Annotated in this window: 22 protein-coding genes, 1 pseudogene and 1 other annotated feature; of the genes and pseudogenes, 15 read left to right on the forward strand and 8 right to left on the reverse strand. The window is 40.4% G+C overall.

What is annotated here, in order from left to right:
* Nucleotides 1-110: 110 nt before the first annotated feature.
* The gene (locus AOQ70_RS05370) at nt 111-683 is read right to left on the reverse strand and encodes a tRNA (mnm(5)s(2)U34)-methyltransferase (protein WP_041086761.1); all 573 of its coding nucleotides are present in this window, start codon (nt 681-683) and stop codon (nt 111-113) included.
* Nucleotides 680-1,645, reverse strand: coding sequence for a TIGR01212 family radical SAM protein (locus AOQ70_RS05375; RefSeq protein ID WP_017358356.1), 966 nt, complete (start codon nt 1,643-1,645; stop codon nt 680-682). The genes AOQ70_RS05370 and AOQ70_RS05375 overlap by 4 nt, the downstream gene beginning before the upstream one ends.
* A 152-nt stretch (nt 1,646-1,797) precedes the next feature.
* On the opposite strand from AOQ70_RS05375, the gene AOQ70_RS05380 reads away from it, so the two are divergent.
* Nucleotides 1,798-2,073, forward strand: coding sequence for a YtzC family protein (locus tag AOQ70_RS05380; protein WP_039180834.1), 276 nt, complete (start codon nt 1,798-1,800; stop codon nt 2,071-2,073).
* Nucleotides 2,074-2,225: 152 nt separating this feature from the next.
* Complete coding sequence (locus AOQ70_RS05385; protein WP_039183270.1) at nt 2,226-2,558, forward strand: hypothetical protein; 333 nt, start codon at nt 2,226-2,228, stop codon at nt 2,556-2,558.
* 53 nt (nt 2,559-2,611) lie between these two features.
* Here the strand turns inward: AOQ70_RS05385 and AOQ70_RS19520 are convergent.
* Nucleotides 2,612-3,403: pseudogene (locus tag AOQ70_RS19520) on the reverse strand (IS1595 family transposase).
* A 193-nt stretch (nt 3,404-3,596) separates the two neighbouring features.
* Between AOQ70_RS19520 and AOQ70_RS05395 the strand changes: the two are divergent.
* Genes AOQ70_RS05395 through AOQ70_RS05420 form a run of 6 tightly spaced genes read left to right on the forward strand, consistent with a single transcriptional unit; the run spans nt 3,597 to nt 8,057 of the window.
* Nucleotides 3,597-3,776 carry a hypothetical protein gene (locus AOQ70_RS05395; protein ID WP_039180825.1) on the forward strand — a complete coding sequence of 60 codons (180 nt, stop codon included), beginning with the start codon at nt 3,597-3,599 and terminating at the stop codon, nt 3,774-3,776.
* Between the two features lie 17 nt (nt 3,777-3,793).
* A complete protein-coding gene (locus AOQ70_RS05400; RefSeq protein ID WP_019743690.1) occupies nt 3,794-4,186 on the forward strand; it encodes a GntR family transcriptional regulator in 393 nt (130 codons plus the stop codon).
* On the forward strand, nt 4,179-5,057 hold the full coding sequence (locus AOQ70_RS05405) for an ATP-binding cassette domain-containing protein (RefSeq protein ID WP_039180822.1): 879 nt from the start codon (nt 4,179-4,181) through the stop codon (nt 5,055-5,057). The genes AOQ70_RS05400 and AOQ70_RS05405 overlap by 8 nt, the downstream gene beginning before the upstream one ends.
* Entirely contained in the window at nt 5,051-6,037 is a 987-nt protein-coding gene (locus tag AOQ70_RS05410) for an ABC transporter permease subunit (RefSeq protein WP_058838197.1), read from the forward strand. Before AOQ70_RS05405 ends, AOQ70_RS05410 begins: the two co-directional genes overlap by 7 nt.
* A gap of 21 nt (nt 6,038-6,058) precedes the next feature.
* Nucleotides 6,059-6,757, forward strand: a complete 699-nt coding sequence (locus AOQ70_RS05415; protein ID WP_039180816.1) for an ABC transporter ATP-binding protein — start codon at nt 6,059-6,061, stop codon at nt 6,755-6,757.
* The gene (locus AOQ70_RS05420) at nt 6,747-8,057 is read left to right on the forward strand and encodes an ABC transporter permease (RefSeq protein ID WP_039180812.1); all 1,311 of its coding nucleotides are present in this window, start codon (nt 6,747-6,749) and stop codon (nt 8,055-8,057) included. The genes AOQ70_RS05415 and AOQ70_RS05420 overlap by 11 nt, the downstream gene beginning before the upstream one ends.
* A gap of 55 nt (nt 8,058-8,112) precedes the next feature.
* Here AOQ70_RS05420 and AOQ70_RS05425 read toward each other — a convergent pair whose 3' ends face one another.
* Both AOQ70_RS05425 and AOQ70_RS05430 read right to left on the reverse strand, forming a co-directional pair.
* A complete protein-coding gene (locus AOQ70_RS05425; RefSeq protein ID WP_231730830.1) occupies nt 8,113-8,823 on the reverse strand; it encodes a sunset domain-containing protein in 711 nt (236 codons plus the stop codon).
* A gap of 86 nt (nt 8,824-8,909) precedes the next feature.
* On the reverse strand, nt 8,910-9,713 hold the full coding sequence (locus AOQ70_RS05430; protein ID WP_039180805.1) for a PAS domain-containing protein: 804 nt from the start codon (nt 9,711-9,713) through the stop codon (nt 8,910-8,912).
* Between the two features lie 422 nt (nt 9,714-10,135).
* On the opposite strand from AOQ70_RS05430, the gene AOQ70_RS05435 reads away from it, so the two are divergent.
* The 6 genes from AOQ70_RS05435 (at nt 10,136) to AOQ70_RS05460 (ending at nt 17,740) form a co-directional block, all read left to right on the forward strand.
* Nucleotides 10,136-10,465 (forward strand): DUF4257 domain-containing protein, encoded by a 330-nt coding sequence (locus tag AOQ70_RS05435; RefSeq protein WP_228280384.1) that lies wholly within the window; start codon nt 10,136-10,138, stop codon nt 10,463-10,465.
* A gap of 103 nt (nt 10,466-10,568) precedes the next feature.
* Nucleotides 10,569-10,790 (forward strand) — a binding site (T-box leader).
* Between the two features lie 97 nt (nt 10,791-10,887).
* Nucleotides 10,888-13,302, forward strand: a complete 2,415-nt coding sequence (gene leuS / locus AOQ70_RS05440; RefSeq protein ID WP_039180797.1) for a leucine--tRNA ligase — start codon at nt 10,888-10,890, stop codon at nt 13,300-13,302.
* A 130-nt stretch (nt 13,303-13,432) separates the two neighbouring features.
* On the forward strand, nt 13,433-14,335 hold the full coding sequence (locus AOQ70_RS05445) for a dienelactone hydrolase family protein (protein WP_059375124.1): 903 nt from the start codon (nt 13,433-13,435) through the stop codon (nt 14,333-14,335).
* 47 nt (nt 14,336-14,382) lie between these two features.
* The gene (locus AOQ70_RS05450) at nt 14,383-15,135 is read left to right on the forward strand and encodes an NAD-dependent epimerase/dehydratase family protein (RefSeq protein WP_059375128.1); all 753 of its coding nucleotides are present in this window, start codon (nt 14,383-14,385) and stop codon (nt 15,133-15,135) included.
* 219 nt (nt 15,136-15,354) lie between these two features.
* Nucleotides 15,355-16,215, forward strand: coding sequence for a carbohydrate ABC transporter permease (locus AOQ70_RS05455; protein WP_106025828.1), 861 nt, complete (start codon nt 15,355-15,357; stop codon nt 16,213-16,215).
* A gap of 25 nt (nt 16,216-16,240) precedes the next feature.
* Nucleotides 16,241-17,740 carry an extracellular solute-binding protein gene (locus AOQ70_RS05460; RefSeq protein WP_039180784.1) on the forward strand — a complete coding sequence of 500 codons (1,500 nt, stop codon included), beginning with the start codon at nt 16,241-16,243 and terminating at the stop codon, nt 17,738-17,740.
* A gap of 45 nt (nt 17,741-17,785) precedes the next feature.
* Here AOQ70_RS05460 and AOQ70_RS05465 read toward each other — a convergent pair whose 3' ends face one another.
* Together AOQ70_RS05465 and AOQ70_RS05470 are read right to left on the reverse strand one after the other, a co-directional pair.
* Nucleotides 17,786-18,628 carry an aldo/keto reductase gene (locus AOQ70_RS05465; RefSeq protein WP_180272432.1) on the reverse strand — a complete coding sequence of 281 codons (843 nt, stop codon included), beginning with the start codon at nt 18,626-18,628 and terminating at the stop codon, nt 17,786-17,788.
* A gap of 10 nt (nt 18,629-18,638) precedes the next feature.
* Entirely contained in the window at nt 18,639-19,826 is a 1,188-nt protein-coding gene (locus tag AOQ70_RS05470; RefSeq protein ID WP_039180778.1) for an MFS transporter, read from the reverse strand.
* Between the two features lie 155 nt (nt 19,827-19,981).
* On the opposite strand from AOQ70_RS05470, the gene AOQ70_RS05475 reads away from it, so the two are divergent.
* Nucleotides 19,982-20,353: a winged helix-turn-helix transcriptional regulator gene (locus tag AOQ70_RS05475; RefSeq protein ID WP_034322520.1), complete on the forward strand. Its 372-nt coding sequence runs from the start codon at nt 19,982-19,984 to the stop codon at nt 20,351-20,353.
* A 38-nt stretch (nt 20,354-20,391) separates the two neighbouring features.
* Here AOQ70_RS05475 and AOQ70_RS05480 read toward each other — a convergent pair whose 3' ends face one another.
* Entirely contained in the window at nt 20,392-22,692 is a 2,301-nt protein-coding gene (locus AOQ70_RS05480) for a helix-turn-helix domain-containing protein (RefSeq protein WP_059375130.1), read from the reverse strand.
* Nucleotides 22,693-22,858: the final 166 nt, after the last annotated feature.

Here is a 22,858-nt window from a genome sequence, read left to right on the forward strand (position 1 = left end):
AGCTCAAATCCATTAGATTTGAGCTTCAGCGTGTAGACAAACCATCGCGTTCGGTGTCAGGTCTGCAAAGGTTTTCTATCATGCTGAAAAGAAAAAAGCTAAAATGCACATCATTTTAGCTTTTTTTCAATGGCGACCACAAAAGGCGGGTCGTTTTGAATATTCATGTATTGATATGATAAAACTTGTACTTCTTCATGAGACAGTGATCTGCAATAGTCGAGAAGCACTTCTTTTTCTCTTTTACCTTCGGGATGTCCATGGTAGATCACAAGGACGATCAGTCCTCCGGGTTTGAGCCATTCGAGGAGTTGTTTAATCGCTTCAATGGTTGTATGCGCCTGAGTGGTAACGGCTTTATCGCCTCCGGGCAGATACCCAAGGTTAAACACTGCACCAGATATATGTCCATAAACATCCTTCGGCAGATGATCCGCCAGTTTTTCATGTCCATCATGGATCAGGTGAACGTAAGGATATTGATCGCCAAGCCTTTTGCTTGTCTGCTGCAAGGCTTCCTCTTGCACGTCGAATGCAAACACTTGACCATCAGTTCCTACAAGGTCAGCTAAATAGAGTGTATCGTGGCCGTTTCCCATTGTTGCATCTATGACGATGTCGCCTTTTTGACACGCGCGTTCTAACAGCTCTTTACTAAAAGGAAGCATGCGTTTCAAAATCATTTTGCTGCTTCTTCCAATCTGACGAAACGTTTCCCTTGGTAGCTGTTACGTCTTTCAAGCTCAGCATTAATGGCATTTAGTACTTCCCACTTATTTACACTCCACATTGGACCAACCATTAATTCAATTGGGCCGTCTCCTGTAATACGATGAATAATCATTTCTGGAGGAAGAATCTCCAGCTGATCACAAACAAGCTGAACATATTCCTCCTGGCTTAAAAACTCAAGCTTTCCTTTTTCATATTGCTTGACCATTGGGGTCCCTTTTAAAAGGTGAAGCAAATGAATTTTAATTCCTTGCACATCTAAATCCGCAACAGCTTTTGCTGTTTCCATCATCATGTCCCGGTTTTCAAGAGGCAATCCGTTGATAATATGCGAGCAGACACGAATTCCGTGTTTTCTCAGCTTTTCTACACCTTCAACGTAGCATTCATAATCATGAGCACGGTTAATGAGCATCGCTGTCCGTTCGTGTACCGTTTGAAGACCGAGCTCTACCCATAGGTAAGTGCGTTCGTTTAATTCGGCTAAATACTCCACTACGTCATCCGGCAGACAGTCAGGTCTTGTTGCAATGGATAGACCTACGACACCATCCAGGTTCATGACGGTTTCATATTTTTCTTTTAGGACAGGAAGCGGCGCGTGTGTGTTTGTATACGCCTGAAAATACGCCATGTATTTTCCGTCTTTCCATTTTGTATGCATCCGGTCTTTGATCTCATTAAATTGAGTGATGAGATCATCAGCCCGGTTTCCTGCAAAATCACCAGAACCAGCGGCACTGCAAAATGTACAGCCGCCGTGGGCTACGGTACCATCACGGTTTGGGCAGTCAAAGCCGCCGTCTAAGGCTACTTTAAATACTTTATGACCAAAGTGTTCACGCAAATGGTAGTTCCATGTGTGATAACGTTTTTCGCTGTTTGAATATAAAAAAGGGTTATGCTGATCCAAGTCAGTAACCTCCTTGCGTAATAATAGGCATCCTTAAAGTTTAACAAAAATCACGAAGGAGGACAATTGAATCTGTCCAACATTTTCTTTAGTGAAAAAGCTTTACATGGGCAAAATAGGCGGGAGCGATGATGAAATGGAGGGAATGTAAGATGGCAACAAGGCAGTCGATCGATGAATTTATCCAAAAAAGTACTGAAACCCTTGAGTTTGCAAGTGAGCAATTTGATTTGAGCTCACGACAGGAACATTATAATGAGGAAGAATTTTCTAAAGCACAGCTCATGCTTGAGAATACGGTCAACGAATTAGAAAAATTAAAAGATGTCGCCAATGACCAGCAAAGAGAACGGTTAGACAGGGCGCGTGTTCAAATTCAGAGCTTGCAAAACCAAATGATATTAGGAATTTCTTACGATAATGTTTGATGAACAGATCCTTCTTAAAGGGTCTGTTTTATTTTTTGGATGTTTTCGCAAAGATTGTTGTTTTTGGATATATATTTGTAATTGGTTTTTATTCTGTTAAAATATGTTATATAAAGAAATTGCAAATATCTTTAATCAAGGGGGTAGAAAAAATGTTGGAGACCCTTCCTAATTGGTTTTGGGCATTATATTACTTGTTTTTCTTAGCAACATTTGGAACTGCAATATTCAGTGTTGTGAAAAATAAACATAGGGGATTGTCCATTCTAACCATTGTATTTACTGTTACAATTCCGATTATTAGCCTGATAAATAGCATTGGTAGAGTAGAAGGAATGAATGAATTTGAACACTTATTTAGTCAATTGCAACAGGGGGCAGTTTGGTCTATCTATACAGTTATAGGCTATATATTTTTATTAGTATGGTGGGTGCTAATCCTGTTCAAAAGCAAGTCCAAAAACCAAGTAATAGTATCTAATTAAAACCTTGTAGAGACCTTAATATTGGGGTCTTTTATTATTGCACTTCTCAACATCTAAACTGTACTATAATTAGATTTTTGACACGCTAAAACAAGCCTTTGCTCTACTCGTTTTTCAAATGCTAAATTCTTTTCCTTATCAAGCCATCGGAACCAGTAGAGGTAGTTGTCCAATATTTTTTTGCAACTCCTTGAAAACGCTCCATACACTTTTACAGGCGATTATGAAAAATTATTAACGTGTTAAATGTGGTAAATCCACTTCTTTACACGCTGTTTTTGACGCTCATTGACTGTTCATGTTGTAATCCTGTTATCTTTGCGAACTTTTTATAATTTGTTGCTGTTTCAGTGCATAGCAAAGCAGAAGGGTGAATATACTCACCCTTCTGCTTTAACACGATCTGTTCCTGCCTTGCAATTACACTTCCATTACGGTCTTGTGCTACGACAACAGCATTTTAAGGTTAGAAATACCTCTCTTTTCGTCCTTTTCTCCACGCTTTTTGGCTTTTCTATGGGTGATTTCTCGCCCCTTCATAGACTCACGAAAGAAAGTTTCATCACTTTCAACGATACCTTAAAGTTGATTAAATCCGAAACTGCCTGATGCGTTCAAGATTTTATGTCTCCAATAAAATGCGGCGGAAATGTGTATTTTAAGGCGTTCAGCAATTTTGGGTACAACCATAAACCAGAAGCAAATCTGGCTTCACGAATGCTTTTAAGTAGTTTTGTCATTTTATCTGGTTCGTCTGGAAACAAGTCTTGTTTCATTACGTTAAACAAGGCTAATTGCTCTGATTTGGTTAAATTGCTGAACTCTTCATAAACATTTTCCCACATACTTAAACGCCTCCCGAATGCCCACTGTAACAACCTTTTAACAGTATAATCAAGAGAGCAACAATCTTTACGAAAACAGCCTATTTTTTTCTAGAGTCTCTTGACTTTTCAATTAAGTGTCTATATTGTATTAAGTGTACTACATCAACTAATACACTACAGACACTTAAAAAGTGAAGAAAGGTGTTCAACCATGAAAAAAGAAAAAAAGCCAATCAATTTGAAGTGGATGGTGCTGGCTGTTGCGTTAGCATGTACATTTTTTTTCGTTCTCGTTTTCATTGGTTTTGAAGTTCAAAAAGATTTGATACCCAATTCGGTCCCTTTAATGCAAGGACATGAACAAGCGATAGGACTGCAAAAGCATGAATGAGGAAAGAGGGAGCCATCATGATCCAAATAGATCCAAGAAGCGCTGCGCCAATATATGAACAAATCATTGAGCAGCTCAAAATTTTATGTTTAAAAGGCGTGATGAAGCCAGGTGACAAACTGCCCTCTGTCAGAGAGCTCGCCACCATTATTATTGCCAACCCAAACACCGTCAGCAAAGCGTATAAAGAACTTGAACGGGAAGGGATTATTGAAACGCTAAGAGGCCGTGGTACGTATGTAACAGAAGGTGCTCAGTTAAAGCTGAATGAAGGGAAGGTGCTCGAGATGAAAGAACAGTTAAGACAACTCATCATAGAAGCTCATTATGCCGGTATTGATATTCATCAACTGAAGGAATGGCTAGAAGAGATCGGCTCAAGTCTTAAAGGAGGAAAACAAGTTGATTGAGGTCAGAAATGTATCAAAAACTTTAAATGGACGCCAAGTCCTCAGTGACGTTTCCTTCAAAATAGGAAAAGGTGAGATCTTCGGTCTGTTAGGGCGGAATGGCTCTGGAAAAACAACGCTTCTCCGATTGATACAGCAAATTCTTCTTCCGGATGAAGGAGAGATTTATTTCAAAGACGTGCTGGTGAAAGACCACCCGCTAGTCAAGCAAAATATTGTATATATGCCGGTCGTAAATCCTTACTTTGACAGGTACAATTATGGACAGCTTGTAAAGCTTTTAAAACAACTGTATCCAAAGTTTGACGTGACATATGCCAATGAGCTTGTGAACCGGTATGAGATCCCGGAAAAAGTGAAATATCGTGAATTGTCGACAGGATTAAAGAAACAGCTGTCGCTCATTTTAAGCTTTGCGATCAAACCAGCGGTCATTTTATTGGATGAGCCGACTGATGGAATCGACGCTGTGACAAGAAATGATGTGCTTCAGCTCATGATCGACGAAGTGGCAGAACGTGAAACATCGATTCTCATTACATCTCACCGTTTAGAAGACATTGAGCGTATGTGTAATCGAATCGGATTTTTAGAAGGAAATGAACTCACAAGTGTCATGGATTTAGATGAATTAAAGGATGACTATGTCAAAATCCAAATGGCCTTTGAAGAAGATATGAACTTAAGTATTCGTAAAAATGGCGTTGCGATTTTGGATCAAGCGGGCGTTTTCTATACAGCGCTTGTTCTTAAAACCGACGTGGAGGCTAAAGAGTACTTGAAGTCACTAAAGCCAAAAGTATGGCATGAACTGCCTGTGAATTTAGAAGAAGTATTCATTGCGAAGTTTGGAGGGAAACGCAGATGGTAAAGCGGCAATTATTATATAAGGAGTGGAAGCAGTCTGAGCTGACATTCATTTTAGTGATGCTCGTTGCTACGCTTGCGACACCCTTCGCATTCTTAATGGAATATTCTTCTTTTCAAACGTGTCTAAACGATACAGAGTGTATTGTCGATTCACCGCGTTTTTCATATTTCTTTAATACAGATGCTTTCCTCTCCCTTTCTTGGTTAATGGGGCTCTTCTTTGCTGTCATTCAGCTGGGATTTGAGAGAAATAAAGGGCACATGGACTTTACCTTATCTTTACCGTTTAGCAGAAGTGCAATTTATCACACAAAGTTTTTCTTAGGTGCTGGAATCATTGCAGTCGTTCATGCCGTTTCTTTTATTCTTACCTATTTACTTATTTTAGGACTTAATCCGTTGGAAACATCTGGTTTTCATAATGGTTATGTCATTTCGCTTGTCACCTCCTTGATGTTTTATAGTTTATTTTTTGCAGCGGGTACTTTAACTGGAAGTTCCATTTCACAAGCAATTGTTGGGTTCAGCACAGCTACTTTACCCTTTTTAGTGATCGGATTACCGCTTCTTCATTTAGATATTATCATCAAGACAAGTGGTAGTTGGGTAGATAAGAGCTTCACGTATTTGTTAGTGCCTATGTCTCCAATTACTTATATTACAACGCACCCTTTCCAACCCGATTATCCTTATTGGTTCACGGGTGAAGAATTCATTATACCTATTGTCATGATGGTTCTGTTCTATCTAATTGGCTTAATTAGCTTTATAAAACATCCAATTGAAAGAAATGGCCGCTTCTTCCTTTACTCAAATATGGATAGACCGATTCAGATTATGGTCATTGTCTTCGGTGTTCTAGGGTTTGGGTGGTTTGGATTTGCTTCAGATAATTCCATATTTGGTTATATTGCTGGCATGCTCATCGGTGGAGCTGTGGGCGCACTAACGAGTTATTTCTTAATCTATCGAAAAAGATAAACAGAGAGCAGGGGAGTAGAGATGATTCAGATTCAAGCATTAGATCATGTATTTAAAATTGGTAAAAAAGGCAGGGAAAATGAAATTCCTGTACTAAAAGGGATTGACCTGTCCATTAAAAGAGGCGATATTGCTTGTATTGTTGGACGAAGTGGTTCAGGGAAATCGACTTTGTTGAACTTAATATCAGGTTATATTACGCCAACGAGTGGACAAATTACCATTGATGGCACCAATGTGACTGGCTTTAATGAAAAAGAATGGGCAGACTTTCGCTTAGACCACTTTGGCTTTATCTTTCAAAGCTTTCAGTTGATTGGGAGCTTAACAACGTATGAGAATGTTGAACTTCCGCTCACTTTAAAAGGTGTGAAGCCGTCTGAACGAAAAGAGAAAGTAAAAGAAATGCTGAAACGAGTAGGTCTTGAACATCACGCAGGACATTACCCAAATGAGCTGTCAGGCGGACAGCAGCAGCGTGTGAGTATTGCAAGAGCCTTGATTTTAAATCCATCTATTATTTTAGCGGATGAACCAACAGGGAGTCTCGATTCAGAAACTGAAGGAGAAATTCTAGCCTTTATCCAGCAGCTCAATCGTGAAAAAGGAATTACATTCGTCATCATTACACATGACGATGAAGTCGCTTCAATCGCAGACACAACGTTCCAGCTTCACGATGGTGTATTAAAGAAAGGGGAACAATCCATTGAAATTTAGAGATCAGGTCAAATTCATAAGAAGAAACATGAAGAAAAATAGATTGCGTGTGTTTATGACCATTCTTGCGACGACAATGGCATGCTCTTTCTTAATCGTTTTAGCGTCTGTCGGTTTTGGTTTGCAAAAATCAGCTCAAGATGAAATTATGAAGCAGCAAATCATCACAGAAATTAAAGTGTTAGGAAAAGAAAAAGGAGACGTCAAGATTGATGATTTAAAGAAATATGATCATGTAAAATCTGTTGTCTCAAGAACATCGATCATTCCATCGGTTAACGTCGAGCTCGATAACCGTTCAAGTGAAACGCAGGCTGCTTTGACCGATATGAAAGAAGAAAAAGAAGCAGGGCTTGAACTAGACCGAGGAAAAGTCCCAACGTCAGCGAACGAAATTGTGGTTGGGTATCATATGGCGCAGCAACTGTGGACAAAAAAAGAACGCGAAGCCTATGAAAAAGAATTAAATCAGACGTCAAATGGTGAAGAAACACCGAAGGAGCCTAAAGGCTACACGAAGGATATTTTAAATAAAGTGATTCAAATCAAAGTGCCAAAACTAAATGAAGAAAATGAAGTCGTCAAAGAAAAAACATTTGATTTCCGTGTAGTAGGTGTTTTGAAAAAGCCGAATTTGGAGTGGCAGGAGGATCATAAAATTCTGATTCCGAATGCTTATGAAAAAGAATTTGGCCAAATACTCGACCTGTCTCCTGAAGCAGGAAATGTCGAGAAAATGACCTCTGTTTATGCAGATAAATTCGACAATGTCGGTGCACTCACGGATAAACTAACAGATGAAGGCTACCAAGTCATCTCTGTGACGAATCAGCTAGAAGGAATGGCTATGTTCTTTACAGTCTTCAAAATTGGACTTATTTTTGTCGGATGTATTGCAGTCATTATTTCTGCCATCGGTATTTTCAATACGATGACCATGGCGGTAACAGAGCGAACACAAGAGATTGGGATTATGAAAGCCATTGGCGCGAATCCATCCATTATCAAGCGAATGTTCTTAATGGAAAGTGCTTATATTGGAGTCATCGGATCAATCATCGGTATTATCATCTCATATTTGATTAGTTTCGCCGTTAATTTAATCATCCCAGCCATTTTGTCGTCCATGTCTGAGGGAGGATCAAGCGATCAATTCTCGATTACTTTTTCCTATATTCCGCTTAGCCTTGTGATTACAGCAACAGTGATCAGCGCAGGGGTAGCGATCATCTCAGGGCTGAACCCGGCACGTAAGGCAACAAAAACGAATGTATTATCAGCTTTAAGAAGAGAAATTTAAAAAAGAACCTCCTGAAAACCCGATTGGGCGCTCAGGAGGTTCTTTTTAATCTTAATTAAACATCGCTATTGCTTAGGTGCCCTGTATCCTGGCACGTCTCAGCCTCTTCTACGGAGCAGAACATTTTGGTTACATTCTTTGTTCTAGAGTAGTATCTGCTGCTTGGTGTGTGATAAATACCGTTGACACTCCCTTTAATGTTACAGGCAGCTGATTCTTTTTTTGTTTCCTTTTGTGATTCATGACCGCCTGTGCTTTTTCCTTCATCTTTAGGAGCAGATCGCTGGACGGTGGAAGATTTCGTATCGCTGCTACTATTCTTGTTTTCTTGTTTAAGTGTTTCATTGCTGGAGGTAAGCTTGTCTATTTTCTCTTCAAGCGATTGAATGGTCTTTTCTTGCTGTTTGACCGTTTCTTTTTCTGAGGTGATCGTTTCTAGTTTTTTTTCCAGCTTTTCTTTTTCCTTCTCCGCGTCTTCTAAAGAGGAGGTAAGCGACTCTTTATCAGCTTTTAAGCTCGAAATGTCAGCTGAGAGCTCCTTTTGATCCTTTAAAAGCTGTTCGGAAGATGGATCGGCTTGTGCTTTTGGTGAATTTGCAGCAGCAAGCGGTAATGACATAATGGAAAAGAAGAGACCAATGATCAAAAAAGGATAGAATAGTTTCTTTGAAAAAATCAGCTCGTTCTTGCGTTTGAGTAAGAAGAAATTGACGGCATATCCGATGGCAAAACAGACACATAAAAGACCTATGATGAGTAACAACATATCTAACAGCCCCCCTAAATTGCTATTTACACCTATCATACCTCATTTTTCCATTTTGGGAAGCGGTTCAACTAAAAAAACCCTGTTTACACAGGGTTTTCAGCTAATGGTAATCCTTTTATGGCTTCTTTTACTGTCAAATAAGTGATCGTATTCTGGAAATCTGTATCGAGGTCTTTCATTTTCATCGCAAGCTGCGGTTTGATTCCAGTGATGATTAGTTCGGTTCCCGTTAGATTGAGAAGATGATGCAGTTTGAAAATGCGTGCTGCGACGGAATCATCGACTTCGATTAAACCAGAAAGGTCGACAATTAAATAATCATCCTTTGAATCATCTAATATACAGGTTAACTTAGCGACAATGGCATCAAAGCGCTCTTCAGATAATTTCCCGATAAGCGGAAGGGCAGATACACCATTTTTGATTGGGACGATTGGCGTCGAAAGAGAGGTGACTTCCTGTAAGGAATCTTCTAGGAGCTGTTCATATTCTTTCTGTTTCGTAATATCCTTTTGAAAACCAATGAAAAATGTTTTGTCATCTTGTTCAATGTATAGAGGATCTATATTGAGTTCATTCCAAAAAAAAGTGCCGTCTTTTTTATAATTTTTTAGCTGTGTGGTAATAGGTGTTTTGTTTTGAATTCCATGACGAATTAAAGCAAGCTGCTTTTGATCCGTGTCTTTTCCTTGAAGGAATCGACAATTACGCCCAAGAATCTCATCTGGTTTGTATCCAGTCATTTGTGTAAAGCCATGATTCACATAAACGATAGGGTTATCCTCTAAGGAAGGGTCTGTAATGACAACACCGATGCGCGCATGATCCAGCGCTTTTTTGATGAGTTCAAGCTGTTTTTGCAAGCCGAAAATGTTCGAGCTGACCATATTACCCTCCTTTGCTGCTATAAGACATATCAAGTGGTTGTCTTTTCAACCAAATGAATCCTTATAAACGTAACATAACATATGTTCTGTTTCAACGATTGCAAACGCTTTGTTAAATTTGTCATCATAGTTTGTCCTCCATTAGAATAGAGTAAGTAAGGAGACTTTTCATTAGAAAAAGAAGGAATCAATTACTCAACATTCATAAAATGACAAAAATAGTTAATATGGATTAGGTAAAAATGATTCCAATGCATCAAGATTGTTTTTAGGTCATTCACATATAATGGAAGAAACAAGCTTTTTTTCTTCGTTAGAGAGAATAGACCTTTTACATGGATTATGACGGAACAGCAGAATGGCATTACAGGGGGCTGGACAGCCTGAAGTCGCTTTACTATTCTAAGGGCTTTAGGAAGGTGATGAAAATGCTGCAACAAGTCATTATTGCTTGCGCCATTGGAGGGGTCATGGGCATTCTCGGTCACGTAAAGAAAAAAGGCAGGCTAGAGAAGCCCAGAATGACAAAAAAGTTTATTTACTTAGGGTTTATTGAAGATTGGCTCGTTGGGATGATTGCCGCTACACTGCTTGTCTTATCCTCAAATCCCGAATCTAGTCTGCACTTGATCATCTTATCAATTATTTCAGGTTACGGAGGAGAAGCAGTTCTGCGAAGCTTTGATTTTGTAAGAGATCAGCGTTCACAGGATGCAGACTCCAGCCGTCATAACCGATCTCCACACGAATAATATCCTCTACTTTACCCTAGTCTAGGGTACATTCCCATTGTATACAAACCTGCTTGCACTTATGATCATAATTCTATAAAATACTACTTAGATGACGGTTACGATAAGAACAGTGAAGAGGAGTAGTAGGAAAGCAGTATTTGTCTTTAGAGAATTGACGGCTGGTGAAAGTCAATCAAATCTGCTTCTGAACTCGCCTCAGAGTTGCAGTTGCGTTAAAGCTTCTGTCGCATGTCTGCGTTAAAGATATTAAGTGAGCGTACGAACAGCATGTTACGCTAACAAGGGTGGTACCGCGGGAACCAAAAAATCTCTCGTCCCTTTCCAGGGATGAGGGTTTTTTGTTGATTTTAGAAAAATCTGAATTCTTGCAGTGGTCATCAAAGCAGATAAAGCCGTACATATTAAAGGAGGTTTTCACATTGAGTTTTCAGCATCGGGAAATTGAAAAGAAGTGGCAGGATTATTGGCTGACACATAAAACATTCGCCACATCTGACTCGGAAGATAAACCGAAGTTTTATGCGCTTGATATGTTTCCATATCCATCAGGAGCAGGGCTTCATGTCGGGCACCCTGAGGGCTATACAGCAACGGATATTTTATCACGCATGAAACGTATGCAGGGATATGATGTTCTTCATCCAATGGGATGGGACGCATTTGGTCTCCCGGCAGAACAGTATGCACTTGATACAGGGAATGACCCGGCGGCCTTTACAGAAGAGAACATCAATAACTTCCGCCGCCAAATTCAATCACTAGGGTTCTCGTATGATTGGGATCGAGAAATCAACACGACAGATCCGAATTACTACAAATGGACACAATGGATTTTCTTAAAATTGTACGAAAAAGGATTGGCCTATATCGATGAAGTACCAGTGAACTGGTGCCCAGCGCTTGGCACAGTGCTTGCAAACGAAGAAGTCATTGATGGAAAAAGTGAACGCGGAGGCCATCCTGTTGAAAGACGTCCTATGAAGCAGTGGATGCTAAAGATTACAGCATATGCGGACAGGCTGTTAGAAGATTTAGAGGACATTGATTGGCCTGAAAGCATCAAAGATATGCAGCGTAACTGGATCGGACGCTCTGAAGGTGCGCACGTTCATTTTGAAGTAGAAGGGCATAACGAACAGTTTACGGTTTTTACAACGCGTCCTGATACACTATTTGGTGCAACTTATGCGGTGCTTGCTCCAGAACATGCACTAGTTGAAAAAATTACATCAGCTACTCAAAAAGAAGCAGTCGAAGCATATATCAAAGAAATTCAATCGAAGAGTGATTTAGAGCGGACAGATCTTGCCAAAACGAAAACGGGTATTTTCACAGGGGCATATGCCATCAATCCGTTAAATGGTGAAAAAATGCCGATCTGGATTGCAGATTACGTGTTAGCCACTTATGGAACAGGGGCGATTATGGCCGTACCTGCTCATGATGAACGTGATTATGAATTCGCCAAAACCTTTGATCTTCCAATCAAAGAAGTTGTAGAAGGCGGAGACATCGAAAAAGAAGCCTACACAGGTGATGGAAAGCACATTAACTCTGATTTCCTAAATGGCTTAGGAAAAGAAGAGGCGATTGAAAAAGCGATTGCATGGCTTGAAGAACATCAAAAGGGTGAAAAGAAAGTCACATATCGTTTAAGAGACTGGCTATTCAGCCGTCAGCGCTACTGGGGTGAACCGATTCCAATCATTCATTGGGAAGACGGAACATCTTCAGCTGTTTCAGAGGAAGAGCTTCCACTGATCTTGCCTAAGACAACTGAGATTAAGCCAAGTGGTACAGGTGAATCACCATTGGCCAATATTAAAGACTGGGTTGAGGTTGTAGATCCTGTAACAGGTAAGAAAGGCCGCCGTGAAACGAATACAATGCCGCAATGGGCAGGCAGCTGCTGGTATTTCTTACGTTATATTGATCCTCATAACTCAGAAGAGCTTGCATCTCCTGAGAAGCTGAAGAAATGGCTTCCAGTTGATGTGTATATCGGCGGAGCAGAACACGCTGTACTACATCTTCTATATGCACGCTTCTGGCATAAATTCTTGTATGATATCGGTGTTGTTCCAACAAAAGAACCTTTCATGAAATTGTTCAACCAAGGCATGATTCTTGGGGAAAACAATGAAAAAATGAGTAAATCAAAAGGAAATGTGGTCAACCCGGATGATATCGTAGAATCTCATGGTGCAGATACATTACGACTTTATGAAATGTTCATGGGGCCTTTAGATGCGTCAATTGCTTGGTCTGAAACAGGACTTGATGGTGCTCGTCGTTTCCTTGATCGTGTATGGCGTCTATTTACAAATGAAGATGGCTCACTCAGTGATAAAGTGACAGAGCAATCTGGCGGCGCATTAGAACGCAGCTATCATGAAACCGTCATGAAGGTAACTGATCATTATGAAGGCTTGCGTTTCAATACAGGCATTTCACAATTAATGGTGTTTATCAACGATGCCTATAAGGCTGATACACTGCCGAAAGAATATGCAGAAGGCTTTGTAAAGCTTCTTTCTCCAATTGCACCGCATCTTGCAGAAGAGCTTTGGAATAAACTTGGTCATGAAGGGTCTATTTCTTATGAAGCATGGCCTCAATATGATGAGTCAAAGCTTGTCGACGATGAAGTAGAAATTGTCGTACAGCTTAACGGTAAAGTGAAAGCAAAATTAACCGTTCCTGCTGATGCAACAAGGGAGCAGTTAGAAGAGCTTGCGAAAAATGATGCACGCGTAAAAGAACAGCTTGAAGGGAAAACCATTCGCAAAGTGATTGCGGTTCCTGGGAAGCTTGTCAATATTGTTGCGAACTAATGATGACACCCATCGGTATGAACCGGTGGGTGTTCTTTATTTCCCGGGACATAATTTTGTCGAAAACAAGGTGATTCCTGCATCGGTCTCGTATTTTAACAGGTGATCAAGAAAATGAGGAGTGACGTCAATGGAAAAGGAAAGCAAACGTGAACAACTGCTCAGTCTGTTAGGAGAAATGCCAGAACGTCATCGCGTGGAGGCTTATACGTTAAAAATGGAGGAACGTGAATCATATGTAGTGGAAACACTTATTCTCTCTATGAATGGTGTAGAGGAAGTCCCTGCTTATTTCGTGAAACCGAAGGATACGGTGAAAAAAAGACCCGTAGTACTGTTCCAACACTCTCATGGCGGTAATTACGTGAACGGGAAGGAAGAGCTGTTAGAGGGTGCTCATTATTTGCAAGCGACTTCATATGCAAAAGAGTTTACGTCAAAAGGATATAGTGTACTCGCCATTGATCATGCAGGGTTTGGTGAGAGAAGAGGAAGAACAGAAAGTGAAATTTTTAAGGAAATGCTTTTAACAGGAAAAGTGATGTGGGGCATGATGCTGTATGAAAGCATGTGTGCGATTGATTATTTGCTATCTCGATCTGATGTACTGGCGGACCGGTTAGCTGTCTTTGGGATGTCAATGGGCGGTCTCCTTTCCTGGTGGACGGCTGCACTTGATGAGAGGGTAAGTGTGTGTATTGATCTTTGCGCACAGGTGGATCATCATACATTAATTGAAACGAACAATTTGGATAGGCATGGCTTTTATTACTATGTACCGAGATTAGCAAAGTATTTTACAGCAGCGGACATTCAAGAAATGATTTTTCCAAGACCGCATTTAAGCTTAGTTGGAAAACTTGATCAGCTCACGCCTGCTGAAGGCGTTGGAAGGATTCAAAAGGTATTGAGTCAAACCTATCAAGCTGCTTCATTGAAAGAACGATATCAGCTTGCCCATCTTCATGCAGGTCATTTTGAAACAGCCGCTATGCGTCACGAGGCGACACGATTTTTGAAAAAGTGGCTGTAATCAAGAAAACGCTTGGACATACTACGTCAAAAGAAAGGAGGAGACAGATGAAAAAAATCACCATCATTGGCGGGTGCGGTGTAATTGGACGCCTTTTAACAAAAGCGCTCTCTACTGAATACAGTGTCACGATTATTGATCTGACGAGCTGTGTAGAAGGAGTCATTTTAGCCGATGCAGCGAATGAACAGAATGTATATGAGGCAATTCCGCGGGATACAGATGTCATCTTGCATCTTCTAAACATTGACATGACGCATGATGTGATGGATCATGAAGAATTTGCAAAAATGACTGATATTTTTTGGAGGAGTACCTATTATATGTTTCGTTCAGCCGCGCGGCTTGGCATACGAAAAGTCATTTTTGCAAGCAGCAACCATGTGACGGATCGTTATGAAGAGGATGGACGCTCCTTACTTGGACGGCAGATTACAACTGACGATGTGCCTGCGACTAAAAATGTATATGGCATTTTAAAATTTGCATCCGAACAGCTGGGCCGTTTGTTCCACGATCAAACGGGAATGTCTGTCATCAATTTACGGATTGGAACAGTTGTAACAGATGAAATGAAGGCATTACACAAAAAACAAAGAACAAAAAGAACACTGCTGTCACATGAGGATCTTGCAGGTATGACAAAGGCAGCGATTGAATCGGATATTCCCTTTGGGACCTATTATGCTGTATCAGAGAATGAAGGAAAGCCATGGTCTACTGAGAAAACGAAGCAGGAGTTAGGCTACAAACCAGATGTCAATACGACGGAAATACTCGAAGAAAATGATCAGGCATAGGGCATAATCATGTCAAGAGCTAATGATCTTATTCTTTTGTTTCATGAGTATAAAAGCACGGCTGACATGATCTATTCAGTTGGTCTGTCAAGATGATTATAGACGCTTTCTTCCCTCGTTTGTTACATTTTAATCACGATATCGTCACAGGCTGCAGCTTACTTTCAGTTGAAATGATAACGCTTTCAAAGAAAGGGCGTGATGAACATAGATCGTTCTATTAAAGGCCGATTGTTCAATTTATTTAATTACTCTTTTCTACTCATGTTCGCATTAATTTGTGTGCTTCCGTTCATCCATGTCATTGCCGCCTCTTTTGCAACAGTAGAAGAGGTCATCACGAAGAAGTTTATCTTGTTCCCAACGACGTTTTCTTTAGAGGCATATCGATACATTTTTTCTACAGATATTGTGTATCGCAGTCTCATTGTGTCCATTTTTGTGACGCTTGTTGGAACAGCTGTCAGCATGTTTTTGTCCTCGCTTATGGCATACGGGCTGTCTCGCCAGGAGCTAAAAGGCCGGAGAACACTGATGTTTCTCGTTGTCTTCACGATGCTGTTTAGCGGAGGTATGATTCCGACGTTTATTGTGGTGAAAACACTTGGTCTGCTTGATACGTATTGGTCACTTATTCTACCGGTTGCAATCAATGCGTTCAATTTAATCATTTTGAAAAACTTTTTTCAAAACATACCGGCAAGTCTTGAGGAATCAGCGAAGATGGACGGCTGTAACGATTTAGGGATTTTCTTTAAAATTGTGCTGCCACTTTCTTTGCCAGCCATTGCAACCATTTCACTTTTTTATGCCGTGACGTATTGGAATACGTATATGACCGCCATTCTGTATTTAAATGATTCAGTGAAATGGCCGATTCAGGTGCTGCTGAGACAGATTGTCATTGTCTCAAGCGGAATGCAGGGAGATATGTCGGATATGGGCTCATCCACACCACCGCCAGACCAAACGATTAAAATGGCTGTCATTGTTGTGGCGACCATTCCGGTTCTGCTTGTCTATCCATTTATTCAAAAGCATTTCAACAAAGGGGCATTACTAGGTTCTGTAAAGGGTTAAAAAGATGGAACAACGGAGGGATCTTATGGGGAGAAAGAAATTATGGCTGATTGCGTTTGTCCTGTTATTTGCAGCAAGCGGTATTTTGTCAGCATGTTCAAGTAAAGGGGCAAACTCATCAGATGAGAAGGTTGATTTAGACAAAAAGGTAAAGCTGACATGGATGGCGATTTTATATCATCAGCAGCCGCCGAAGGATTCCGTTTTAAAAGAGATTGAGAAGCTCACAAATACAGAGCTTGATATTACATGGGTGCCTGATGCTGTGAAGGAAGATCGGTTAAATTCCGCACTTGCAGCAGGGAATTTGCCGCAAATTGTGACGATTCAAGACATTAAAAATTCGTCTGCGATTAATGCGTTCAGATCAGGCATGTTCTGGGAAGTCGGTCCGTATTTAAAGGATTATCCAAATTTAAGTAAGATGAACGAACTGATTAATAAAAACGCCTCTATAGACGGCAAGCTTTATGGCATCTATAGAGAAAGACCACTTTCAAGACAAGGGATTGTCATTCGAAAGGATTGGCTTGAAAATTTAAATTTGGATACACCAAAAACATTGGATGATCTATATGAAGTAGCCAAAGCCTTTACTGAAAAAGACCCGAATCAAAACGGAAAAGCGGATACAATTGGCTTTACGGATCGGAACGATTTAATTTATGGAGCATTTAAAACACTTGGTTCATATGAAGGTATGCCTACAGACTGGAAAGAAGAAAACGGGAAATTCACGCCAGACTTTATGACAGATGAATATATGAATACAATGAAATACATGAAAAAGCTGCGTGATAATGGCTATATCAACAAAGACTTCCCAGTGACAAGCAAAACACAGCAGCAGGAATTATTCTCACAAGGAAAAGCAGGCATCTATGTTGGAAATATGGTAGATGCCGTGAACCTGCGAGATGATGCGACAGATAAAAACATGAAAGTAGATATTATCAACCGAATCAAAGGCCCAGATGGCAAAGAACGTGTGTGGGCATCAGGTGGTCATAATGGCATCTTCGCATTCCCTAAAACAAGCGTGAAATCAGAGGCAGAATTAAAGCGGATTTTGGCCTTCTTTGACCGCATTGCTGAAGAAGATGTGTATGGTCTCATGACGTACGGTATCGATGGCCAGCATTATAAGAAAGAAGAAGGAAATACATTTGTCAGGGAAGAAAGCCAAGTGAAAGGCTGGCAGACAGATGTCCAGCCACTTGTCAGTCTTGTAGGAATTGATAAACGTTACTTGAAAAATAAAGGGGATGCAGTTCGTTCTAAATATGAAGAGCTAGAAGAAGACAATAAAAACATCATCGTTGCCAATCCTGCTGAAAGCCTGTATTCAGAAACAGCATCAGAGCGTGGAAACGAATTGAAGAAAATCATCGATGATGCGACGTATAAGTTCATTCTTGGAGACATCAGTGAAGATCAATTTCAGAAAGATGTAGAGAAATGGAAATCAAATGGTGGGAATAAAATCATAGAAGAATATGAGGCTTCCTTTAAAAAATCAAAATGATCAATAGGAACACCCCCGCAAAGCAAAAAAGCGGGGGTGTTTTGATTAAAAGTCGAAGTTGTCTGGATCTGGACCGATACGTTTGTTTTCATTTAAGTCAGAAAGACGTTTCATATCCTCATCAGTTAAGACAAAATCAAATATATCAGCGTTTTCTTTTAAACGATGTGCTTTCGTTGATTTTGGGATGGTGATGACACCTTTTTGTACATCCCAGCGCAAAATAATTTGAGCAGGTGTTTTACTGTACGTGTCTGCCAGCTCTGTGATCAGCGGGTGATGCAGCAGTTCACCCTGCATCAGCGGTGACCAAGCTTCCATTTGAATGCCATGAGAGTTCAAATACGTATAGAGTGTTTCCTGCGTTAGCTTTGGATGAAATTCTACTTGATTGATAGCTGGTTTGATCTCTGCATCTTTTAATAGCTCGTCTAAGTGATGCGGCTGGAAGTTGCTCACTCCGATGGCTCTGACCTTTCCTTCACGATACAAGGTTTCCAGTGCACGCCAAGCTTCTTTGTATTTTCCTTCAACTGGCCAATGGATTAAATACAGATCAAGGTAGTCAAGCTGAAGTTTTTTCAAGCTTTCTTCGTATGCATGAAGGGTAGATTCATATCCTAAATCGGCATTCCACACTTTTGATGTGACAAAAATGTCCTCGCGGCGCAGTCCTGTTTCTGCTAAACCAAGCTGTATGCCTCGTCCAACACCTTCTTCATTTCCATAAATAGCTGCTGTATCAATACTGCGATAGCCTAATTGAATGGCTGTTTTGACAGCATCAACTAATTCTGCTCCATCTTCCACCTTGAATACACCAAGGCCAAAGCCTGGCATGCGGACTCCATTGTTTAATGTTTTTGTACTTTGTAAATGTTCCATAATAAAAACTCCTTTAGTTGGTTTGTATTTGTTCTTTTTGTTCCATTTGATAACTGATCATCGTAAGAATGGCTGCGATGAGGACCATGATGCCGCCGACCCAGCCTGTATGCACAAGACCAAGTGAATCTGTCACGATGCCGCCTAAAAATGAGCCAATGGCAATACCGGCATTAAAGGCAGCGATATTCATAGCAGATGCGACGTCGACTGCTCCAGGGGTGTATCTTTCGGCAAAATCAACGACGGCTACTTGCAGTCCAGGTACATTCATGAAAGCAAACAGACCCATCAGCATGACGGTTCCAATGCCTAACACTGTGAATCCTGCAGTGAAGCTAAGGATAAACAAGATGATGCTTTGGATAATAAACATATAGATCAGTGCTTTCATTGGCTGTGCATTAGCAGCTTTTCCGCCAATGACATTTCCAGCTGCGATCGTGATGCCGTATAAAAGCAGGATCAACGCCACAGCCCCAGGCGCAAGACCTGTGACATGCTGCAAGAGAGGAGATAAATATGTGAAGACGACAAAGGTTCCTCCGTACCCTGTGGCTGTAATGACAAATAAAAGCAAGATTCTTTTTGTTTTTAATAAGACAGCTTGATCTTTAAAAGATGTTTTCACACCCTGCTTTAATTGAGACGGAACAAGAAAATAGTTGGATATCAGTGCGATCAGACCAATGATCACAATCACACCAAATGATGTCCGCCAGCCGAACTCATGACCAAGAAATGTCCCGAATGGCACACCTGTCACAGTCGCTACTGTTAAACCAGTGAACATAAAGGCAATGGCGCTTGCCCGTTTTTCTTTCACGACAAGGCTTGCAGCAATCGTAGAGCCAATGGACATGAAGATTCCATGGGACAAGGCTGAAATCACCCGGCCGATTAACAGCACTGAAAAGGTCGGGGCAATGGTGGCAAGTGTATTACCAATCAAAAAGACGAGCATAATGAGCAAAAGCAATGTCTTTCTTTTCATCGTGGAAGTAAGGGAAGTCAATATAGGCGCTCCAAATGTCACACCAAGTGCATATAAAGAGACAGTCCAGCCCGCCTGACTGACGCTCACTCCAAAGTCCTCTGAGATCATTGGCAAAAGACCGACACTAATGAACTCAGTTGTTCCTATAGCAAAAGCACTAATCGCTAGTGCGAGCAGAGCAAAATGGTTTTGCTTGTTCTTCATCAGTAAGTTCACATCCTTCTGTGATGACATTTTGATAGACGAAGCCGATCGGCAAGAGTTATTATCTAACATAGATGACGAAAAAAAAAGTACGTACTTTTTTGTAATATAGGTACTAAAAAGTGCCTATTCGTACAAAGAGGAGTGAATATTCGATGGAAAAGAAAAAATATAATATCTCTGTGGAAGCAACGCTTGATGTCATAGGCGGGAAGTGGAAGTGTGTGATTTTATGTCATTTGACACACGGGAAAAAACGTACGAGCGAATTGAAGCGGCTTATGCCAAACATCACACAAAAAATGCTGACGCAGCAGCTGAGAGAGCTTGAAAGTGATGGCGTCATTAACCGGATTGTCTATGAACAGGTGCCGCCTAAAGTGGAATATGAATTAAGTGAATACGGACAGTCACTCGAAAGAATTCTCAATGCGCTATGCGATTGGGGAGCAGCTCATATTGAACGTGTGTATGGAGAGCCGCTTTCAGTGCTGGAAGACAGCATCTTAAATGAACAGTTTAAATAAAAGAGCCCCGCTTTCGTGTGAGAGCGGGACTCTTTGTGTTACGTGCTTTTTTTCTGGTCGCGGTATTTACCAGGAGTTGTGCCTTCCAGCTTTTTAAAGGATCGGATGAAATTTTGCGGGTTTTTATATTTCAGTTTTTCCGAAATTTCTTTGACGGACATATCGGTTTCTACAAGCCAGTTTTTAGCGACATGGTGTCTGTAGGAAGAGAGATATTCACTAAAGGAGATATCCATTTCCTTTCTGAAAATACTGCTTAAATAATTAGGATTGTAATGCAGGCGTGTGGCGATTTCATCCAAGGTGAGATCTGAGTCGAATTCTTGATGAATAATATGAATGATTTTTTCTGAGATGTTTTTGTATTGTGAGTCTTCACGTGCAGCAAGCTGGTCAATAATTGGCCGGATGATCTCATGTTTCAGCCATGCTTCTGTATCTTCAAAGGTTTTAAATTCAAAAATCGTATCATAGAGCATTTTGTTGTCTTCGATCTCAAATAATTCAATACCTAGCAAATGCATCAGCTCAATTAAATTGTTTAAAAAACGAGCGAGGGCGATCTGGTATTCGTGCGGTCCTGCATTTTTAGAGAAAATGGATTGCAAGAGCACATGTAAATAGTGATCCGCCTTGCCTTGATCGCCAGCTTTCACCGCATCAAATAAATCATGCTGCAGCTGTTTTGGAAAATGGGTTTTGAACGCCTTTCCTTGCTGGATATGCTCATATAAGATAATGGATTTTTTCTCTGCTTTGAGTCTGTATTTTAAGGCTTCTTTTCCTTCAATGTAAGCGTGTTTTGCCATCGTAAGCTCCTTAAACTGGCGGCTGATCCCAATGCTGATCGATAAACCAAGCTCTTCTTCGATACGCTGCTGAATGGTTTCTGCTAATTGGTTTAAATATTCAGTAAACTCTTCGTCTGACTTTGAGTGGTTAAGGATAATCGTTGTTTGATGTTCATTGACAACGGTTGGCTGAAGGTGCTCCTCTTGCGGAATAATCTGCTCGATCAGTCCATTGATCGCAAATAAAAGCAAATCAGCATCTTTTTTTTCATAAGGAGTTCCTTTTAACGTATCGATTTGGGTCACGAGCATGGACAATTGAGACCAGCCCTGAGGAAAGCCTAAGCTTTGGAACCGGTTGTTTACTTCTTCATCTGTCAGCTTTCCAAGCAGCAGCCGTACCATAAAGTATTGCTGTAAATGTGTCACTTGCTGCTCAATCCGTTCCTCTAAATCATTGTTTTGATCTTTCATTTGTTTAATACTCGATTCAATTAACTCAAATTCATTTTGAAAAGGCTGTTTTTGCAAAAATGATTCATTGCGTGCAAATGACTCGTATAATAAGCGGATTGGTTTATAAAAGTGTCTGGAACCAAACCATGAAAATAGCAATGAAAGCGCTAACAAAATAGTGCAGATAATAAAGGTAATCCACCCGATTGATTTCGTTTGCTGCTTAAGTTCTGGAATAGAAACAAAGGATAGGTACGTCCATTCATTATAATCTGATTTTTGAAATGTGATTTGATAGTTGAGTTCGTCGATCTTCATATCAAATTGTCCTGATCGTTTTTCAAGTGAGAGCACATGCTTGACGAAATCTTGATATTTCAGCGATTCACCAATTTGTTCTTTGCGATTATGTAGCAGCACTTTTCCGTTTGTATCAATGACAAACATGCTATCTGATTGAGAGAAGTCAGGCATGTTATCAGCAATCACGCAGCTTGGAATGCTGGCGACAGCGATTCCCTTTTTTTGAACGCTGTTCATAGGCAGTTGTTTGATTAAATTCACATTGTACTTGCAAAAGGATGCTTTACCTTCTTTAGTCGCAACAAGTGGATTATTCTCTTCAAGTGCCCAGCTGGAGTGACTTGGTATATTGAGGTAAGAGGTCAGCGCTTTTTCTTGGTCTTCGCTTGTGACATGATAAAGCCCCGAATTGTTCATGTACCAATCTTCCATTTTACTGACGAGTGTAATATTGGAAAGGTCGGTGTCAAAGGTTTGCAGGTAGTTCAGTTCCTGCTGTACTTGATTATAAAGCTGGAATTGGTCTGGATTTAAAGGTTCTGCCAGTGTTTGAAGGAGAGGTGTCGAACTGACATAGTGAGTGAGAGAATGATCAACCGTTTTTAAAATATGCTCAATATTGGATTGCATTTGTTTGACGCTGTCGAGCTTTTCATTTGAGATATTTTCAAGTGCTGTTTTTTGCGAATGCTGATAAGAAAAAATACCGACAATGATAACTGGAATCGTACTAAGTATGAAAAAAAACGTCACAAGCTTGTAATAAAATTTATACTGCCTTCTTTTCATAAAACCCCCCATTTCAAACGAAACAATCTTTTCCCCTTAATTTATTAATCCAAAAATCTGGTAGGTTTGTCAATAATCATTTTCTGAGATTAGGATCATTTTCTTATGTTTTATGTAACGTTTTGAGTAGCTTCACCTATGAAAATATGATCTGTTGATATGATTG

Origin of the sequence: Bacillus sp. AM 13(2015), from assembly GCF_001518755.1 — a bacterium.
GTDB classification, from domain to species: Bacteria; Bacillota; Bacilli; order Bacillales; family Bacillaceae; genus Bacillus; species Bacillus safensis.

Excerpts from the sequence above, each read along its gene's own strand:
- AOQ70_RS05370 (WP_041086761.1), bottom strand. The coding sequence starts at position 683 with ATGATTTTGAAACGCATGCTTCCTTTTAGTAAAGAGCTGTTAGAACGC.
- AOQ70_RS05380 (WP_039180834.1), top strand. The coding sequence starts at position 1,798 with ATGGCAACAAGGCAGTCGATCGATGAATTTATCCAAAAAAGTACTGAA.
- AOQ70_RS05385 (WP_039183270.1), top strand. The coding sequence starts at position 2,226 with ATGTTGGAGACCCTTCCTAATTGGTTTTGGGCATTATATTACTTGTTT.
- AOQ70_RS05395 (WP_039180825.1), top strand. The coding sequence starts at position 3,597 with ATGAAAAAAGAAAAAAAGCCAATCAATTTGAAGTGGATGGTGCTGGCT.
- AOQ70_RS05400 (WP_019743690.1), top strand. The coding sequence starts at position 3,794 with ATGATCCAAATAGATCCAAGAAGCGCTGCGCCAATATATGAACAAATC.
- AOQ70_RS05410 (WP_058838197.1), top strand. The coding sequence starts at position 5,051 with ATGGTAAAGCGGCAATTATTATATAAGGAGTGGAAGCAGTCTGAGCTG.
- AOQ70_RS05415 (WP_039180816.1), top strand. The coding sequence starts at position 6,059 with ATGATTCAGATTCAAGCATTAGATCATGTATTTAAAATTGGTAAAAAA.
- AOQ70_RS05425 (WP_231730830.1), bottom strand. The coding sequence starts at position 8,823 with ATGTTGTTACTCATCATAGGTCTTTTATGTGTCTGTTTTGCCATCGGA.
- AOQ70_RS05430 (WP_039180805.1), bottom strand. The coding sequence starts at position 9,713 with ATGGTCAGCTCGAACATTTTCGGCTTGCAAAAACAGCTTGAACTCATC.
- AOQ70_RS05435 (WP_228280384.1), top strand. The coding sequence starts at position 10,136 with ATGAAAATGCTGCAACAAGTCATTATTGCTTGCGCCATTGGAGGGGTC.
- AOQ70_RS05445 (WP_059375124.1), top strand. The coding sequence starts at position 13,433 with ATGGAAAAGGAAAGCAAACGTGAACAACTGCTCAGTCTGTTAGGAGAA.
- AOQ70_RS05450 (WP_059375128.1), top strand. The coding sequence starts at position 14,383 with ATGAAAAAAATCACCATCATTGGCGGGTGCGGTGTAATTGGACGCCTT.
- AOQ70_RS05460 (WP_039180784.1), top strand. The coding sequence starts at position 16,241 with ATGGGGAGAAAGAAATTATGGCTGATTGCGTTTGTCCTGTTATTTGCA.
- AOQ70_RS05470 (WP_039180778.1), bottom strand. The coding sequence starts at position 19,826 with ATGAAGAACAAGCAAAACCATTTTGCTCTGCTCGCACTAGCGATTAGT.
- AOQ70_RS05475 (WP_034322520.1), top strand. The coding sequence starts at position 19,982 with ATGGAAAAGAAAAAATATAATATCTCTGTGGAAGCAACGCTTGATGTC.
- AOQ70_RS05480 (WP_059375130.1), bottom strand. The coding sequence starts at position 22,692 with ATGAAAAGAAGGCAGTATAAATTTTATTACAAGCTTGTGACGTTTTTT.